The sequence below is a fragment of the Auritidibacter sp. NML130574 genome (assembly GCF_003185725.2).
In the GTDB taxonomy this organism is placed as follows: domain Bacteria; phylum Actinomycetota; class Actinomycetes; order Actinomycetales; family Micrococcaceae; genus Auritidibacter; species Auritidibacter ignavus.
Map to the genome: position 1 here is coordinate 1643618 of NZ_CP031746.1, position 15567 is coordinate 1659184.

The following is a 15567-nucleotide window of genomic DNA, read 5'->3' on the forward strand; positions in this document are numbered from 1 at the left end:
GTGTGTGAAGCGTCCTGGGTTTTATTCCGCTTTTTATACGGGGCTCAGGACGTGAGCCTGGGTCATATGATAACTTGCTTCGAATTCGGTCGGGGTCTGATAGTCCAGGGCTTCATGCAATCGTCTCGTGTTCCACCAGTGGACCCAGTTCATCGTCTCGAATTCGACTTCGGTGGCTGTGGGCCAAGCGGGCCTAGCATAGATCAACTCGGTCTTATACAACCCGTTGACGGTCTCTGCTAACGCATTGTCGTACGCGTCTCCAGCAGTTCCCACGGAAGCCGTGAGGCCCGCCTTGGCCAGATGTTCGGTATAGCGAATGCTGACATATTGCGATCCTCGATCGCTGTGATGGACTAACCCATCCAGCGCTTGATCCTTGGCGCTGAGCAACGCGTGTTCCAACGCTTCCAACGGCAGCACATCGGTGCGCATGGTGGTCCGGGTCGACCACCCCACAATCTTGCGAGAAAATGCATCGGTGACAAACGCGGTATAACAGAACCCGCTGGTCGTGCGCACATACGTGTAGGGTCGGCCAGCAGCGCCCTGCCCGCGTTGCCGCTGGATGGGTTTCTGCTGGCCGCCCTCCGAACCGGACGTGCCCATTCCTGAGCATCCGGCTCTCCATGTGATCACGCCGTGACGCTCGCCCAGGGGTTTGGGATGCGGGTTCCTCGGTAGCGGTAGCGGGTCACGGGAACCTGCCAGGCGCGGAAGAACTCGATCCCTTCGGCGCGGATCTGCCACCGGGGCAGAAGTCGCCTGACGAGGGTGCGCATGTTCAGCTTCGGGTGCCGCTTTTTCAGCCAGCCCACGATCCGCCAGAAGGCGAACCGGTCGAGATAGCTGAAGAGGTGTTTGACGACGCCGTGCTGGAAGTAGGCGCACCAGCCCCGTAGCGCCGGGTTGAGTCGGCGCAGCAGGTCTGCGAGCGTTCGATGGGATGCCCGGCGGGTCAGCGTCCGTACCTTGTCCCGGATGGAAGCCAGCGACTTCCGTGAGGGGTAGGTGTAGATCGCGGTCTTCCCACCGTGACCTCTGATCCGGCGGCGCTGGATGTGCCACCCGAGGAAGTCGAACCCGGTGTCTATGTGCGTGACCGTCGTCTTCTCGGCCGACAGGCGCAAACCCATCGGCGCGAGCACCGCGGCGACTTCGTCCCAGAGCGCGTCGGCATCCTCGCGGGTGCCTCGGACGAGGACGACGAAGTCGTCCGCGTAGCGGACCAGCTTCATCGTCGCGCCCCCGGCGCGTTGATGCTTCGTGCGCGACCATTGCGGGCCGAGCGCATCCCACTTGCGTTGGAAGTGCTCGTCCACCACGGACAGGGCGATGTTCGCCAGTAGCGGCGACAGGATCCCGCCTTGCGGGGTGCCGGTGTAGGTGTCCCTGTTCACGCCGTCCTCACTGAGGACACCCGCTCTCAGGAACCCGCGGACCAGGCGCAACACGCGCTTGTCGACGATCCTCGCCCGGACCCGCTGCATGAGCGCGTCGTGATCGATCTCGTCGAAGCACGCGGTGATGTCCGCTTCAAACACCTGCACGTAGCCACGTGAGGCGTAGAAATGGATCTCCGCGATCGCGTCCTGTGCCCGCCTGCGCGGCCGGAACCCATACGAGGACGGCTGGAAGTCGGCCTCGAATATTGGTTCCAACACCAGCTTCAGAGAGGCTTGAACGATCCGGTCCGTCATCGTCGGAATCCCGAGCTTGCGGACCTTGCCGTTCGCTTTCGGGATCGACTTCTGACGCACCCGTTCGGGGACGAACTCGCCGCGCTTGACGCTCTCGCGCAGCTCGGCGAGCATCCCGTGCACCTTCTCCGGTGGGACGGATCGCGGGGCGATTCCGTCAACTCCGGCGGTGCGACCTCCCTTGTTGCCCGCCACCCGATTCCACGCCGCAACGAGGAAGCCGGGGTCATAGACCAGGTTGAACACATCATCGAAACGACGACCGGGGTCGGTCGTCGCCCATTGGTGCAGTTTCGTCTGCATTCTCAGTACCCGTGCCCACGCCTCCGAAGTGTCGGCTGGCCACGAAACATCCGCATTCACGGCTGTGTCTCCTTTACCGCTTGTCGATCCTGCGATCACACTGGACCCCTTCGCCATGCGACCGGCTTTCCCAGCCTCGGACTACTACGGGCCCTCCGTCCCATCCCGGCCCGATCAGCAGGCCGTGCGCTCAGCCGTCGGTGTCGTCGCTGGCGGCGACGCACCTCCGGCGAGACCGGGATGGTTCCCACGTTCACTCTCGAACCCTTCGACGGGATCGGCACCCAGTTATGCCCCAGCATCCTCGCCACGGCTACGCCGCAGGCTTTCACCGTGGCCTCCCGACTGGCGACATCACCCAGTCCAGGAGTTCCCCTCACCGCCGAAGCAGTGAGGGTGCGCGATGCAACCCGACCCGCATCCGCCAGGTTGGAGTCGGTGGTCTCGTATTGAGGGGCTTTCAGCCACTGGTTCCTATCCGTATGCCTCTCCGTCTCGCTAGCCGAGCCCGTACCATCTGGCAGTTCTGGCACGACTCGTCGTTGTCGAGGACTGCTCCACCCAACCCGCTCACGCCAACGGGCCAGATCGTCCTCCAGCTATCACACGCCTGCTGCGACAGGCATCGAGCGGTGTCCTTTCACCACCGCAAGGTTCGAGAGCACCTCGTGGCGCTCGATGTCAGCAACCCACAGCTGATGCGGTGCATTCACCTTGAAGTCCCGGTTGACTAGATCCGGCCGATGATCCGGCACCTTCGCTGGGATCGTCGTTGGTGGTTTGCGGCCACGAGTCACACCGCTAATTCCGGCCAGGCGCACCAGCCGGGCGACTTGGTCACGGCCCACGTCCCAGCCAGCACGTCTCATGGCATGCCACATTTTGCGCACCCCATAAACCCCATAATTGGCTTGGTGCAGCTCTTTGACCACTGGGATCAGGGCTGCATCCCGACGCGAACGATCACTGGCAGGACGGGCTTTCGCCGCCCGATAGCCGCCTGAGGTGATGAACCCACGGTCTGTCGCACCCAAAACACGACAGATGGACTCGACTCCGAAACGATCCCCGAAACATGTCAATGTAAGCAATCATCTCGTCGTGGGGCGGTCGAGCTCCGCTGCGAAAAAAGCTGACGCCGTCTTGAGGATCTCATTGGCCCAGCACAGCTCAGCATTCTCGCGCTTCAACTTCCGGATCTGCTCCTGGGCATCAGTGGGGACACCCGGCTTCTTGCCGGTATCCACCTCGGCTTGTTCCACCCACCGGCGCAACGTCTCGGTGGCAATACTCAGCTTCGGCGCGGTCTCACGAATCACCACATACCGGCTCGGCGCGTCTTCATCTTCGAGCCGATCAAACACCATGCGCGTGGCACGATCTCTAAACGATTGAGGGTATTTGGTTGGCATAGTTCTATCCTCTCATTACAGGACGGAACAAAACCCAGGACGGTTCAGTGCGCAGGCTCCAGAAGCTGGGACTGTCTCCCAGGACCTGGCAACACTGATTCCTGCCTCACCGGATCCTCGATCCCAAGATCGAGCACCCCCTGATCGCCAACCAAGATCTCCTCGGCACGATCCATCAGCAGGCCAAGCTCAGCATCGGTATGCGCTGAGCCCACATGCTTGATCACCCGCAGTTTCCCACGACGCTTTTCTACGACCTGAACCGCAGTCGCCCCTGAAGCAACCCGGACCTTCCTCACAAATACCACACAATTAGTGTCCCAAAACCACCATTCCGAAAGACAAAACCCCAGGTCACAGACCCACGGACCCCGAAACCACACTCACGTGCGCTAAGTCAGGTACTACCGGAGTCTGGACCGAATCTGACAGCCCCCTGCGCCGGCCCTGTGGGATGACGAGGTGGAGGTGCGGTATGCGGGTGTGTGCCGGGCTGTTGTCAGCCGAGGGTTCCGTACCGCTCGAAAAGCTCGATGAACTTTTTGACTACGCGTTTTTTAACGTCCTCGCGGCTGTCCCCGGCGGCGGTGCGGCCGAAGAGGCTCATGGGCGGCAGGATCTCAACGATATCGGTTCCGGTAGTCGGCACCTCGCCTATTTCGAAGGCATAGTCCGCGAAGGCGCGCGCCTGCGGTTCTCGCAGGTTTTCTTCTTCGATGAGATTGCCGAGCTCTCGCTCACGCCTCAGCTGAACGAATGCATTCCACTGGTCGACCACGTTTTTGCTCGTGTCGACGGATTCGATGAAGTCCATGAACAGGCCGCGTATGTCGCGCAGCGTGGGGCTGGCATCGATCGCCTGGCGGATCTGCTCCTTGATGTCGTCATCAGCCGGTGTGGAGCTCGACTTCGGCGTATGCAGTTTTTCTACGAGCATGAGGATGTAGTCGACGTTGACGTCCACCTGGCGCAGCAGCTCGATTTCAAATTCGAGTTCCTGCTGTTCATAAGACTCCGAACCGACCGTGGGGCCATCGTCGCCCCCACCGAGTTCTTCCCGGATTGCGAGGTAGACGCTCTGCAGGTCCTGCATATCGCGCAGGCTGAGGTCGTCGTCTTCGGTGAACTCGTCGAATCCTGCGAGCATGTTGCGCAGCTTGAGGATTTCGCCGAACACCTGCACGAAGTGTTTCTGCTCGGTTTCACTGCCGGGGCCAGCGTCGCCGATTCCGTGGACGCTCAGCAGTTCAGCGACTTTGCCCTTGTATTGCTTCAAGTAGTGTTCGTACGGCTTGAGCAGGGCAATGCCCTCGGCGTCCTTGTTGCCGAACAGCGCCAGCGCGTCCTCGGTGTTCTTCTGCAGGTCCCGGAAGCACACGATGTTGCCGTATTGCTTCACGGAGTTGAGGATGCGGTTGGTGCGCGAGAATGCCTGGATCAGCCCGTGATACCGCAGGTTTTTGTCCACGTACAGGGTATTGAGCGTTGGGGCGTCAAACCCTGTGAGGAACATGTTGACCACGATCAGCAGGTCCACTTCCCGGTCTTTGACCCGCATGGACAGGTCGCGGTAGTAGTTCTGGAAGTTATCGCCGTTGGCGTCGTAGCTTGTGCCGAAGATGCTGTTGTAGTCACCGATGGCAGTGTCGAGGAATACGCGGTCTTCTCCGCTGAGTTGACCGGTGTCGAATCCTTCTTCAGCGAGGATGCCGGCTTCGGGGTCTTCGTTCGCTTTGTAGCTGAAGATGGTGGCGACTGTGAGGCGTGCTGCTTGTGGCAGCTGAGCTTGCTGCGCTTTGAATTCCTCGTAGTACAGCTTCGCGGCTTCTACTGACTGCACCGCCATCATGGCATTGAAGCCGACAACTTTCCGCTTGGCTGTTTCGATGTTGCCCGGACCGCTGCGCCTGCGGGCAACGGCAGCCACGTTGGCTGTCACGGTGTGGAGGTACGAATTGTCGGTTTCGCTGCCGAGTGTCTGCCGGCGGGTGTGCTGGTTGAAATGTTTGAGGACGTACGAGGTGACGGCACTGATCCGCCGAGGTTCCAGGAGTTCGTCTTCTTGTTCGGCTCGGGTGGTCGGTTGCCCGGCTGAGCGTGGAACTTTGCCCAGCACGTTGTTGTAGGCGAGTTTGAACGGCAGGACGTTTTTGTCTTCGATTGCGTCGACGATCGTGTACGTGTGCAGTTGGTCGCCGAAGGTTTCTTCGGTGGTGCGCACGATCACGCGGCCTTCACGGGCTCCGTAGGACTTACCTGCGTTGGCGGGGAAGATCGGGGTGCCGGTGAAGCCGAAGATGTTGTATTTCTTGAACTTCTTCGTGATGGCGTCGTGCATTGCGCCGAACTGCGAACGGTGGCACTCGTCAAAGATGAGTACTGTGTGTTCGCTGTAGATGGGGTGCTTCGCATTGGCTTCAACAAAGTTCGACAACTTCTGGATTGTGGTGATGATGATCCTCGCGTTGGGATCGCCCATCTGTTCCGTGAGGATCTTGGTGGACGCGTTGGAGTTTGCTGCGCCCTTTTTGAAGCTGTCGTATTCCCGCATGGTTTGGTAGTCGAGGTCTTTGCGGTCGACCACGAACAGAACCTTGGGGTTACTGGGCAGGGCTGTGGCCAGCTGTGCGGTTTTGAAGCTGGTGAGTGTTTTACCGGATCCGGTGGTGTGCCAGATGTATCCGCCGGCTTTTGTGCTGCCGAGCATTTTGTTGTTTGCGGCGACGTGGATGCGCTGCAGGATGCGTTCCGTTGCGGCGATTTGGTAGGGTCGCATGACCAAAAGAGTGCCGTCTTCGCGCAGCACACAGTACCGGGTGAGGATGTTGAGGATTGTGTGTTTGGCGAAGAAGGTGCGGGTGAATCCGTGGAGGTCGGCGATGAGTTTGTTGTTGCCGTCTGCCCACCAACTTGTGAACGCCCACGTGTTGACTGTCCGCTTTGTACCGTCGTTCTTCTTGGGCCGGGTGGTGTTCGAGTAGTACTTGGTGTGCGTCCCATTGGAGATCACAAACACCTGGACGTAGTCGAACAGGCCGTGGCCGGACCACAGTGACTGGTTCTGGTAGCGGGCGATCTGGTTGAACGCCTCCCGGAGGCTCACTCCGCGGCGTTTGAGTTCCACGTGAACGAGCGGAAGCCCGTTGACGAGGATCGTGACGTCGTACCGGTTGGAGTGGGTTGCACTGCCGGGCGAAGTGCCTGCCTCAACTGCGTATTGGTTGATCACCTGCAGCTTGTTGTTGTGGATGTATGTTTTGTCGAGCAGTCGGATGTTCCGCGTAGTGCCGTCATCGCGGCGTAGAAGCTGGATGTTGTCGTTGTGCAGTCGCCACGTTTTTTCTTTGGGGCCGTCGTTCTTGCTGGCGATGTTTGTTTCGAAGAACGACTTCCATTCGCTGTCCGAAAACTCAACCTTGTTGAGTGCTTCAAGTTGTTTGCGGAGATTCGCTACGAGGGCTGCTTCGTCGCGAATCGTGACGTATTCGTAGGCCTGAGCCTGCAGCTGTTTGATGAGCTCAGCTTCGAGCTGAGCTTCGGACTGGTAGGAGTCGTCAGGCTGGATATCAGGTTCGTAGGAGGCAACGACAGTGGCTTCGTCGCTGACTGCAATGGGCGCAATTCTGTTGCGCTTAAGTTCGTCACCCGTCGAAAATTCCATCCCAGCCCCAGTCATTGAAACAACGCGCGGTTATGCCGCGTCGGACTCCTGTTCCTTGAACGACAGCAGTTTGTCCCGATAGTACTCGTACTGCTTCCGCCGAGCCTCGACCTCAGCTGGCAGACCGGAAGAGAGGTCGTTCACCAGTACGTCGAAGTTGTTCAGGACGTGACTGATACGAGCTTGTTCTTCAAGTGAAGGAAGGGGAATCTTGAACTGACGAATCTTGCGCGCGTTCAGATTGCTTTGGCTCCCTTCGCCCTGCGATTTAAGCTCCCGATAGGAGTTCGACAAGGCGTGAAATACATACCAGTAATCCGCTTTAGAGGGATCTATTTCAAGATTACAGCATGCTTGATTTGTCGTAACGGGAATTTTGTTCACTGCAACCTTTGCCGCAGTCGCCCCATACATTGCCACAATGACAGAATTCGGCCGGACCCATTTCGCTGACGAATTCTCGAGTCCACTTTCAGTTATCGAAGCCGAGGTCTGATCAACTACAGAAAAATCTATGTCTTGTGTTCGCACCCACGGAATTTGTCCACCATAATACGCAGGATTGCCAGCGGCAGGCGTACCACCCGACAAGACTCTGTCACACAACGATGCCAGCTCAACCAGGGTTGCCCCGTTACCTTTTAGGTGTCACTGTTTTCCGGCAGGATATGCAGTGTAGGTAACCAGCTGGTTCCGGCATGATGGTTGCCCCCAGTCGTTGATGATCAGGGGGGTGTAGTCACCGGAACCAGTCTGGTTCGTTCGGATCGCTAATAGAAGCACGCTCCAAACTTTTGTGGGTCTTCGTAACGTGGATGTGAACGCACGAACCACCGGTCACCTTGTTTTTATTGGAACGCACCCAAGAAGGTGATCGATATGGAACCCCAAGTATTCGTTGGTATCGACGTCGGAAAGTCTCAGCATCACGCCACCGCAGTCAATCAGCAGGGCCGGGTAGTGCATGACAAACCGCTGCCACAATCCGAGCCCAAGATTCAGGAACTCCTGACAGATCTTGTCGCCAAACACGGCGAGTTGCTGGTCGTAGTAGACCAGCCGAAAACTATCGGTGCGCTGGTTGTCGCTGTAGCTCAGCAGATGGATACTCAGGTGGCGTATTTGCCAGGACTGACGATGCGTCGAGTCGCTGATCTGCATCCGGGTCAGGCGAAGACGGATGCCCGAGATGCTTACATCATTGCCGAAACTGCCCGCACCATGCCACACACGCTGCGGGGTATCACCGTGGCTGAAGAACAGATCGCGGAGTTGTCAATGCTGTGTGGTTTTGATGATGACCTGGCAGCCCAGCTGACTCAAGTCCGCAATCGGCTCAGAGGGCTGCTGACGCAGATCCATCCAGCATTAGAGCGCGTGCTGGGGCCACGGTTGGCACACCCAGCAGTCGTTGATTTACTCGGCAGGTACCCAACCCCTGCGGGGTTGAAACGCGCCGGTCGAGGCCACGTTCGAGCTCGGCTCAAAAAGCTTGCGCCACGCATGGCAGCACGGTTGACCGATGAGATCTTTAGGGCATTAGCCGAGCAAACGACTATCGTGACCGGCACTCATGCTGCTGAGCATATTATTGGTCGCTTAGCTGCCCAACTACAGCAACTCACGCAGCAACGCAGTGATGTTGAAGCTGAAATTTTGTTGGTGGTTGATGCGCACCCTCTTACCGAAGTCCTGACTTCCATGCCCGGTGTTGGAGTCAGGACTGCCGCACGCATTCTCACCGAAGTGGTCGGTAAAGACTTCCAATCCGCAGCTCACTTAGCATCATATGCTGGCATCGCACCCGTGACCCGCCAATCCGGGACCTCCATCCGTGGAGAATCCCCATCTCGGCGCGGCAACAAAGTGCTCAAACGAGTGCTGTTCTTATCTGCCTTTGCTTCGATTAAAGGCGACCCCGCCTCGCGAGCCTACTACGACAAAAAACGCGCCGAAGGCAAACGCCACAACCAAGCCGTCATCGCCCTCGCCCGACGCCGATCCGACGTCCTGTTCGCCATGCTCAGAGACGGCACGTTCTACGAATCTCGCCCAGCACAACTTGTTCCAGCAGCTTGACGAAAACGATAGAAGCACCCCCATCGTAGGGGAACGACAGCAGCTGGTCGCGGTAGTACTCGTACTGCTTGCGACGCGCCTCGAGCTCAGCCTCGAGCTCAGCCTCGAGCTCAGTGAAGAGATCAAGAACTTTAACGATCTCCCGCTGCACCTCCAATGGAGGAACAGGAACTAGTAGTCTGTTAAGAATTCGCTGCGTAAGGCTAGGAACCCCGCCTGCCGTATTAAGCCTCTCCAACCTACTCACAACCATGTAGTAATAGAAGAACTTAGGCAGGACAGTAGAACTATCAATGACCGTGTAATAGCACGTATCAACAGTCCAAACTGGACCATCTACATAGAAAACTGACGAAAGGGACCCCTTGCGAGGCAAGAGAACCGTCTCACCTACATACGCAGCCTCGTTAACATACGCGAGTATTCCACCAGACCCATAGACCGGGACCGATCCCTCTTCTAGATGTTTGTAATCGCGTCCATTTTTGATTGTGGCGATTTCCGCCAAAGGAACAAACGAAACCCCGTTCGGGCAGCGCTCCTGGATCAGTTTCTCGATGCGGTTCACTTGTGTGCACCTGCCTCGAGTTCGGCAACGATTGCGTCAATGCTGGTGCGCAGCTCGGCCTGTCGCTCTACGATCCGTGCAATCTCTGCGTTCAGCTCGGTGATGTCGATCTTTTCGCGCGTGTCTTCGAATTCGACATAGGAACTGATGGACAGGTTGTAGTCGTTGTTCGCGATGTCTTCAGCACTGACGCGCTTGGACACGTACTGTTCTTCGCGGCGCTCTTCGACCATGCTCACGACCTTGTCGCGGTGCGATTCGGTCATCACGTTGTTCTTGCCCCGACGAACAAAGTCCTTGGACGCATCGATGAACAGCACATCGTTAACTGACTTCGACTTCTTCAGCACGAGGATGCACACCGCGATCGTGGTTCCGAAGAACATGTCTTCCGGCAGCTGGATCACAGCGTCCACGTAGTTGTTGTCGACAAGGTACTGGCGGATCTTCTGTTCGGTGCCGCCCCGGTACAGAACACCGGGGAACTGCACCAGCGCAGCTGTCCCATCGACCGCGAGCCACGAAAGCACGTGCATCGTGAACGCAAGGTCTGCCTTCGTCACAGGCGCCAGAACTCCCGCTGGAGCGAACCGGGGGTCGTTGATGAGCAGCGGGTTGTTCTTGCCTTCCCACCGGGTGGAGTACGGCGGGTTCGAGACGATCGCATCGAAGGGTTCGTCGTCCCAGTGCTGTGGGTCCGTGAGGGTGTCTCCGTGGGCGATGCTGAACTTGTCGTAGTTCACGTCATGCAAAAACATGTTGATGCGGGCCAGGTTGTACGTGGTCAGGTTGATTTCCTGCCCGTAGTACCCCTGACGGACACCGTGGGGTCCAAGGACCTTTGCAAACTTCAGCAGCAGAGAACCTGAGCCGACCGCAGGGTCATACACGCGGTTCACCCGGGTTTTGCCGATGACCGTCAACCGTGCCAAAAGTTCGCTGACTTCCTGCGGCGTGTAGTACTCACCACCGGATTTACCGGCCTGGGATGCGTACATCTGCATGAGGAATTCGTAGGCATCACCAAACATGTCAATGCCTTCATCGTGCTTTTCGCCCAGGTCAAGGTCGCCGATGGCATTGAGTAGGTTCCTCAGTTTGTCATTCCTGCGCTCAACCGTGTTGCCCAGGCGGTTTGAGTTGACGTCGAGATCGTCGAACAGGCCCTTGATGTCATCTTCACTGCGGCGGCCGAGTGACGACCCTTCGATGCTCTGGAAGACCTTTTCCAGTGTTTCGTTGAGGTTCGGGTCCCGTGCTGCGCGAGCCCGCACGTTCTCGAACAGCTGGGAGGGAAGGATGAAGAAACCCTTTTCATCCACCATCATGTCGCGGATGGGTTCAGCCTCGGCATCGGTCAGATTGGCGTAGCGGAAACCTGCTCCTTCGTTCGCTTCAATGAAGTTGGAGAGGTTTTCGGAGATGAAGCGGTAGAACAGCAGCCCCAGCACATAGCTCTTGAAGTCCCAGCCGTCGACGGAGCCGCGGAGTTCGTTTGCAACTTCCCAGATGGTCCGGTGCAGACGATCACGCTGAACTTCACGGGAAACAGCTCCCACAACAACCTCCAGGCAACAGGGCATACGGGTCACCCTAGCTTCGCAACTTTCTCCATATTAGACGGTCCCGCGCGGTGAGTCGCTGACCAGCGCGTCGCTTCAAGAATTTCGTGTCCATTACGGCTCGAAATCGCGTCCGCAATGGGCACAAGGACATCCGCTGGAAGAACGCATGCGATAACCCGCAAGTGCTGGGGAGTTTATTGCCCTCTGCCAATCATTACAACAGACCGACGTACCTTATTCATATTGAGCGCGTAGCTCAGGTCGTGCCTCACGTATCGTGAGCGCGAAGCCATAGTGTGAACGCATGGATAAGGACATTGTCTCGATGAGTGCTCGGATTGAAGTCACCAAGCAATTACGTAGGGATTATCGCACGGGGTCCAAGGCGGAGAAGTCAGCGATTTTAGATCAGTTTTGTGCTTCCACTGGGTTGGGCCGGTCCACGGCCAGGCGGTATCTGACGTCGCAGACCATCGGGGTCAAAAACGTGGTGCGCATTGACCGTCGAAAGCATAAACCCACGAAGTATTCGGCGAATGCGAAAAAGCAGTTGATCCGGGTGTGGCGGTTGATGGGCATGCCCTCGGGCAAATACATGAAACCGGTGATGGAAGACTGGTTAGACGCGTTAGAAGCCCACGATGAGTTGGCGTTTGGCCGCTCCGGGTATAACCCCACGGTGCGTGCCCAGCTGGTGGCCATGAGTGCCGCCACGATTGACCGGTATCTCAAGGCCGAACGCGACCGGTTACGCCTCAAAGGCATCGCTACGACCAAGCCTGGGGCCTTGTTGCGCAACTCGATTACGGTGCGACAAGCCGGCGATGAGGTCGAAGACGAACCAGGGTTTTTCGAAACCGACACGGTGGCCCATTGCGGGCCAACCCTGCAAGGCGAATTCGCCCGCACCCTAACCATGACTGATGTGCGCACCGGGTGGGTGCACCTAGAAGTGCTCCGTCATAACGCCCAAGTGCACATCCTGGCAGGATTGGACCGGGCCGCAGCCGCCATCCCCTATGGGATCGCGGGCTTAGATTGTGACAACGGGTCAGAGTTCATCAACCACGAAGTCATGCACTGGGCTGCTGACCGGTTGATCTTTTTCACCCGGGGCCGGCCGTATCAAAAAAATGATCAAGCCACCGTGGAATCCAAAAACAACCACGCCGTGCGAAAATTTGGATTTCACTACCGGTACGACACCGCAGATCAACGCGCCATCCTGGCGGCCCTATGGCAGGTGGTGGGTTTGAAACTCAACTACTTCACCGCCACCACAAAACCCACCGGCTGGACCCAAGACGCCAGCGGGCGGCGCAAACGCCTCTATGACAAACCCAAGACTCCCTACCACCGGCTGCTGGATGCCGGGATCCTCTCCACCGCCCAACAAGAAGAGCTAGCGGCCATCTACCGCAGGATCAATCCAGCCCAGCTGACCCGCCAAATCCTGACCTACCAAGACCGGCTGATCAGCCTGGCCAAAGACAAAACCCTCACCATCGCCGCCGACCTCGACAGCAAGCACCAGGCCCGGCAAAAACGCCGCACCACCGGCATCCGCACCAAAGCCAGCTAACCCAAGTTTTCGCGCTCAAACTAGCTGAGGCACGACACTGCAGCCACGCGACCTCTCGCGCTCACGATCTGTGAGGCACGACTTACCCTTCGCGCTCAGTTTGACATGAGGCACTACGCAGACCGGAGAAGTGACGCCGGCTCTCTATGCGGAAAGCGATCAGGTGAGACGGCCTCTGTGCCTTACACTCAGCAACGACGTCCGGCACTGCCAGTCCGGATAACAACTCGAAACAAATAGGGGGGCTGCTTCACCATGTCCGCTTCGCTCTACATACTCACGCTGCAGGCCCCGGCTCGAACGCCAGACACTGCCGTTGAATCGCTTAGAGACGAGTTGAAAGAACTGCTGGCTGACTTCCCCCAAACTGAACTCGTGGTCTGCCCCGAGTACCACACAGTCGATGTTGAGGGCACGCCTGCTGAACGCGCTGCTGCTTACGAACAGCTTGCGGAACCTCTAAGCGGCCCGCGTGTAAGTGGGTTGAAAGCGATAGCCCGCGAATTTGGCATCTGGCTGATCCCTGGGACCGTGATTGAACGTGGGCCCAACGGCGAACTGTTCAACACGGCAGTAGCCATCAGCCCTAACGGCGAACTCGCTGCCGCCTACAGGAAAATCTTCCCGTGGCGACCATTCGAACCGTTTGACCCGGGAAGCGAATTCACCGTCTTTGAGATACCCGGAAAGGGCGAAGTCGGACTGGCGATCTGCTACGACCTCTGGTTTCCCGAAGTCGCAAGGAACTTAGCGTATCTCGGGGCAGATCTCATCGTCTACCCATTCCAAACATCCACACGGGACCGGGAACACGAACTGGTCCTTGCCCGTGCGACAGCTATTCACTCCCAAGTATTCGTACTCAGCGCAAACGCGGCAGCTCCTTCAGGCACAGGCCAGTCGATACTTGTCGATCCTGACGGCGTCGTCCGCTACACGGCAGTTTCGGAGAACCCTGCAGTGCTGACCGACGTCATTGACTTCGAGACCGTAGAGAGAGACCGCCGCGTCGGGACCGCTGGAATGAACCGCCTGTGGGACCAATCGCGTGACGGCGACCCAGCTGTGCGGCTCCCGTTCTACCGCGGCACAATGCCGCCGCTTAGCCGCGACTGATTCGCTGGCGACTCATCAAACTGACAACCTTTCAGCCCAACAGGAATCGCATGACACAACTCAACCGCACGATTTCACTCTGGCCCCTGGTGCTGTTCGGCATCGCCTACGTGTCACCGTTCATCGTGCTGACCACCGCGGGAAGCTTTTCGGAAATCGCCCAAGGAGCGCTTCCCTCCGCCTATCTTCTGACCACCGTGGCCATGATCTTCACGACCTTCAGCTATGCGAAGATGGCTCGGCTCTACCCCTCGGCAGGATCCGCCTACACCTACGCGAGGAAAACCCTCGACTCCCGCATCGGCTTCATGGTTGGCTGGGTTACGCTCCTGGACTACTTCTTCCTGCCGATGGTTGTGTGGCTTATCGGAACGGCCTATCTGACAAGCGCATTCCCAGCTGTCCCGGCGTGGGTATTCCTGACCGCCTTCATTGGCCTGACGACTGCAATCAACATCATCGGCGTCAAAGTCGCGACCAAGGTCAACATCGTCCTGATCAGCTTTCAGCTGCTGGTGATCGTGCTCTTCATCATCTTCACTGTGGTGTCGATTTCCAACGGCCAGATCTACGGTGCCGGACCTGAAGGATTCAGTGTCGGATCGTTCTTCGCTCCCTTCTGGAACTCCGGAACAAGCCTGACTGCAATCACAGCCGGTGCAGCCGTTGCCGCTTACAGCTTCATCGGCTTCGATGCAGTGTCCACGTTCGCGGAAGAGACTGTAGACCCTCGCAAGACCGTGCCGAAGGCCATCATCCTCACCGCGCTCATTGCCGGTGTGCTTTTTGCGACCGTGGCGTGCTTCTTCCAGCTGGGTCATCCCGGCTATGCATTCCAAGACCCAGACAGCGCCCCGCTGCAGATGGTCAAAACAATTGGCGGAAACTTCTTCGGTGCGGTGTTCCTGGCAACCGTGATCATGACCCAGTTCACGGCCGGAATCCCGATTCAGTCTGCGAGGGCACGACTGATGTACGCCATGGGCCGCGACGGCGTTCTGCCGCGCGCAGTCTTCGGCCGTATCTCACAGAAGACCCAGACACCTGTCTTCAACATCCTTCTGACCGGTGTCATCGGCTTCATCGCTCTGGCTCTGACCGTGTCCTCTTCTACGTCGTTCATCAACTTCGGCGCCTTCATCGCATTCGCGTTCGTCAACATCTCCGTGATCGGGCAGTTCCTGAGGGATCGTCGCCAGCCGAACGCAACCGGCGCCACGAAGAACACTGACATCCTCCACACACTTTCGTGGGTGGTCCAGCCGGCTATCGGTTTGGCAGTCATCATCTACTTGATGGGACACCTTGACGGCCACGCCTTGCGCCTTGGCGGAATCTGGGCAGTCTTGGGCTTGACCTGACTACTTGTCATCACACGCGGTTTCCGCCACCTCACCCCACAAGCGGAACTGGAAGATGCATAGAAACCTAACCTCCGCATCGTGAGTGAATGGTGTGCTCGACAAAACCTTCCGGGCACACCCCACTAGACCAACTTCACTCAGCCGCCTCATAACGGGACACTCGATGACGAGAATCCACGGCCACCGACCTCCCCTTTTTGTGAAAGTTTATGATTTT

Annotated in this window: 13 protein-coding genes; 4 read left to right on the forward strand and 9 right to left on the reverse strand. The window is 58.0% G+C overall.

Annotated features, from left to right (window positions below; translation table 11 throughout):
- Window positions 1-33 precede the first annotated feature (33 nt).
- From DCC27_RS07490 to DCC27_RS07520, 7 genes are all read right to left on the reverse strand, one after another.
- Window positions 34-609, reverse strand: coding sequence for an IS3 family transposase (locus DCC27_RS07490; RefSeq protein WP_110111078.1), 576 nt, complete (start codon window positions 607-609; stop codon window positions 34-36).
- A 26-nt stretch (window positions 610-635) separates the two neighbouring features.
- Window positions 636-2003 carry a group II intron reverse transcriptase/maturase gene (gene ltrA, locus DCC27_RS07495; RefSeq protein ID WP_233487926.1) on the reverse strand — a complete coding sequence of 456 codons (1368 nt, stop codon included), beginning with the start codon at window positions 2001-2003 and terminating at the stop codon, window positions 636-638.
- Between the two features lie 602 nt (window positions 2004-2605).
- Window positions 2606-3094: an IS3 family transposase gene (locus tag DCC27_RS07500; protein ID WP_117328641.1), complete on the reverse strand. Its 489-nt coding sequence runs from the start codon at window positions 3092-3094 to the stop codon at window positions 2606-2608.
- Window positions 3095-3415, reverse strand: a complete 321-nt coding sequence (locus DCC27_RS07505; RefSeq protein WP_110111068.1) for a transposase — start codon at window positions 3413-3415, stop codon at window positions 3095-3097.
- A 44-nt stretch (window positions 3416-3459) separates the two neighbouring features.
- Complete coding sequence (locus DCC27_RS07510; RefSeq protein WP_210403460.1) at window positions 3460-3723, reverse strand: hypothetical protein; 264 nt, start codon at window positions 3721-3723, stop codon at window positions 3460-3462.
- 191 nt (window positions 3724-3914) lie between these two features.
- Window positions 3915-7076 carry a type I restriction endonuclease subunit R gene (locus tag DCC27_RS07515; RefSeq protein WP_110111069.1) on the reverse strand — a complete coding sequence of 1054 codons (3162 nt, stop codon included), beginning with the start codon at window positions 7074-7076 and terminating at the stop codon, window positions 3915-3917.
- A 30-nt stretch (window positions 7077-7106) separates the two neighbouring features.
- The gene (locus DCC27_RS07520; protein ID WP_256372016.1) at window positions 7107-7682 is read right to left on the reverse strand and encodes a restriction endonuclease subunit S; all 576 of its coding nucleotides are present in this window, start codon (window positions 7680-7682) and stop codon (window positions 7107-7109) included.
- Window positions 7683-7955: 273 nt separating this feature from the next.
- Between DCC27_RS07520 and DCC27_RS07525 the strand changes: the two genes are divergently transcribed.
- Window positions 7956-9155: an IS110 family transposase gene (locus DCC27_RS07525; RefSeq protein ID WP_117328642.1), complete on the forward strand. Its 1200-nt coding sequence runs from the start codon at window positions 7956-7958 to the stop codon at window positions 9153-9155.
- Here the strand turns inward: DCC27_RS07525 and DCC27_RS07530 are convergent.
- Entirely contained in the window at window positions 9100-9723 is a 624-nt protein-coding gene (locus tag DCC27_RS07530) for a restriction endonuclease subunit S (RefSeq protein WP_210403461.1), read from the reverse strand. The genes DCC27_RS07525 and DCC27_RS07530 overlap by 56 nt on opposite strands.
- Window positions 9720-11282: a type I restriction-modification system subunit M gene (locus DCC27_RS07535; protein ID WP_110111076.1), complete on the reverse strand. Its 1563-nt coding sequence runs from the start codon at window positions 11280-11282 to the stop codon at window positions 9720-9722. The genes DCC27_RS07530 and DCC27_RS07535 overlap by 4 nt, the downstream gene beginning before the upstream one ends.
- Before the next feature lie 310 nt (window positions 11283-11592).
- On the opposite strand from DCC27_RS07535, the gene DCC27_RS07540 reads away from it, so the two are divergent.
- The 3 genes from DCC27_RS07540 to DCC27_RS07550 all read left to right on the forward strand — a co-directional run bounded on the left by DCC27_RS07540 (window position 11593) and on the right by DCC27_RS07550 (window position 15347).
- Entirely contained in the window at window positions 11593-12870 is a 1278-nt protein-coding gene (locus tag DCC27_RS07540) for a DDE-type integrase/transposase/recombinase (RefSeq protein ID WP_210403462.1), read from the forward strand.
- A 255-nt stretch (window positions 12871-13125) separates the two neighbouring features.
- Complete coding sequence (locus DCC27_RS07545; protein WP_110110766.1) at window positions 13126-13986, forward strand: carbon-nitrogen hydrolase family protein; 861 nt, start codon at window positions 13126-13128, stop codon at window positions 13984-13986.
- A gap of 50 nt (window positions 13987-14036) precedes the next feature.
- Entirely contained in the window at window positions 14037-15347 is a 1311-nt protein-coding gene (locus tag DCC27_RS07550) for an APC family permease (RefSeq protein WP_110110767.1), read from the forward strand.
- Window positions 15348-15567 lie beyond the last annotated feature (220 nt).

What these genes read in the sequence shown, in the direction of transcription:
- DCC27_RS07540 (WP_210403462.1), top strand. Translation starts at nt 11,593, where the DNA reads ATGGATAAGGACATTGTCTCGATGAGTGCTCGGATTGAAGTCACCAAG.
- DCC27_RS07490 (WP_110111078.1), bottom strand. Translation starts at nt 609, where the DNA reads ATGGGCACGTCCGGTTCGGAGGGCGGCCAGCAGAAACCCATCCAGCGG.
- DCC27_RS07505 (WP_110111068.1), bottom strand. Translation starts at nt 3,415, where the DNA reads ATGCCAACCAAATACCCTCAATCGTTTAGAGATCGTGCCACGCGCATG.
- DCC27_RS07550 (WP_110110767.1), top strand. Translation starts at nt 14,037, where the DNA reads ATGACACAACTCAACCGCACGATTTCACTCTGGCCCCTGGTGCTGTTC.
- DCC27_RS07515 (WP_110111069.1), bottom strand. Translation starts at nt 7,076, where the DNA reads ATGGAATTTTCGACGGGTGACGAACTTAAGCGCAACAGAATTGCGCCC.
- ltrA (WP_233487926.1), bottom strand. Translation starts at nt 2,003, where the DNA reads ATGCAGACGAAACTGCACCAATGGGCGACGACCGACCCCGGTCGTCGT.
- DCC27_RS07545 (WP_110110766.1), top strand. Translation starts at nt 13,126, where the DNA reads ATGTCCGCTTCGCTCTACATACTCACGCTGCAGGCCCCGGCTCGAACG.
- DCC27_RS07525 (WP_117328642.1), top strand. Translation starts at nt 7,956, where the DNA reads ATGGAACCCCAAGTATTCGTTGGTATCGACGTCGGAAAGTCTCAGCAT.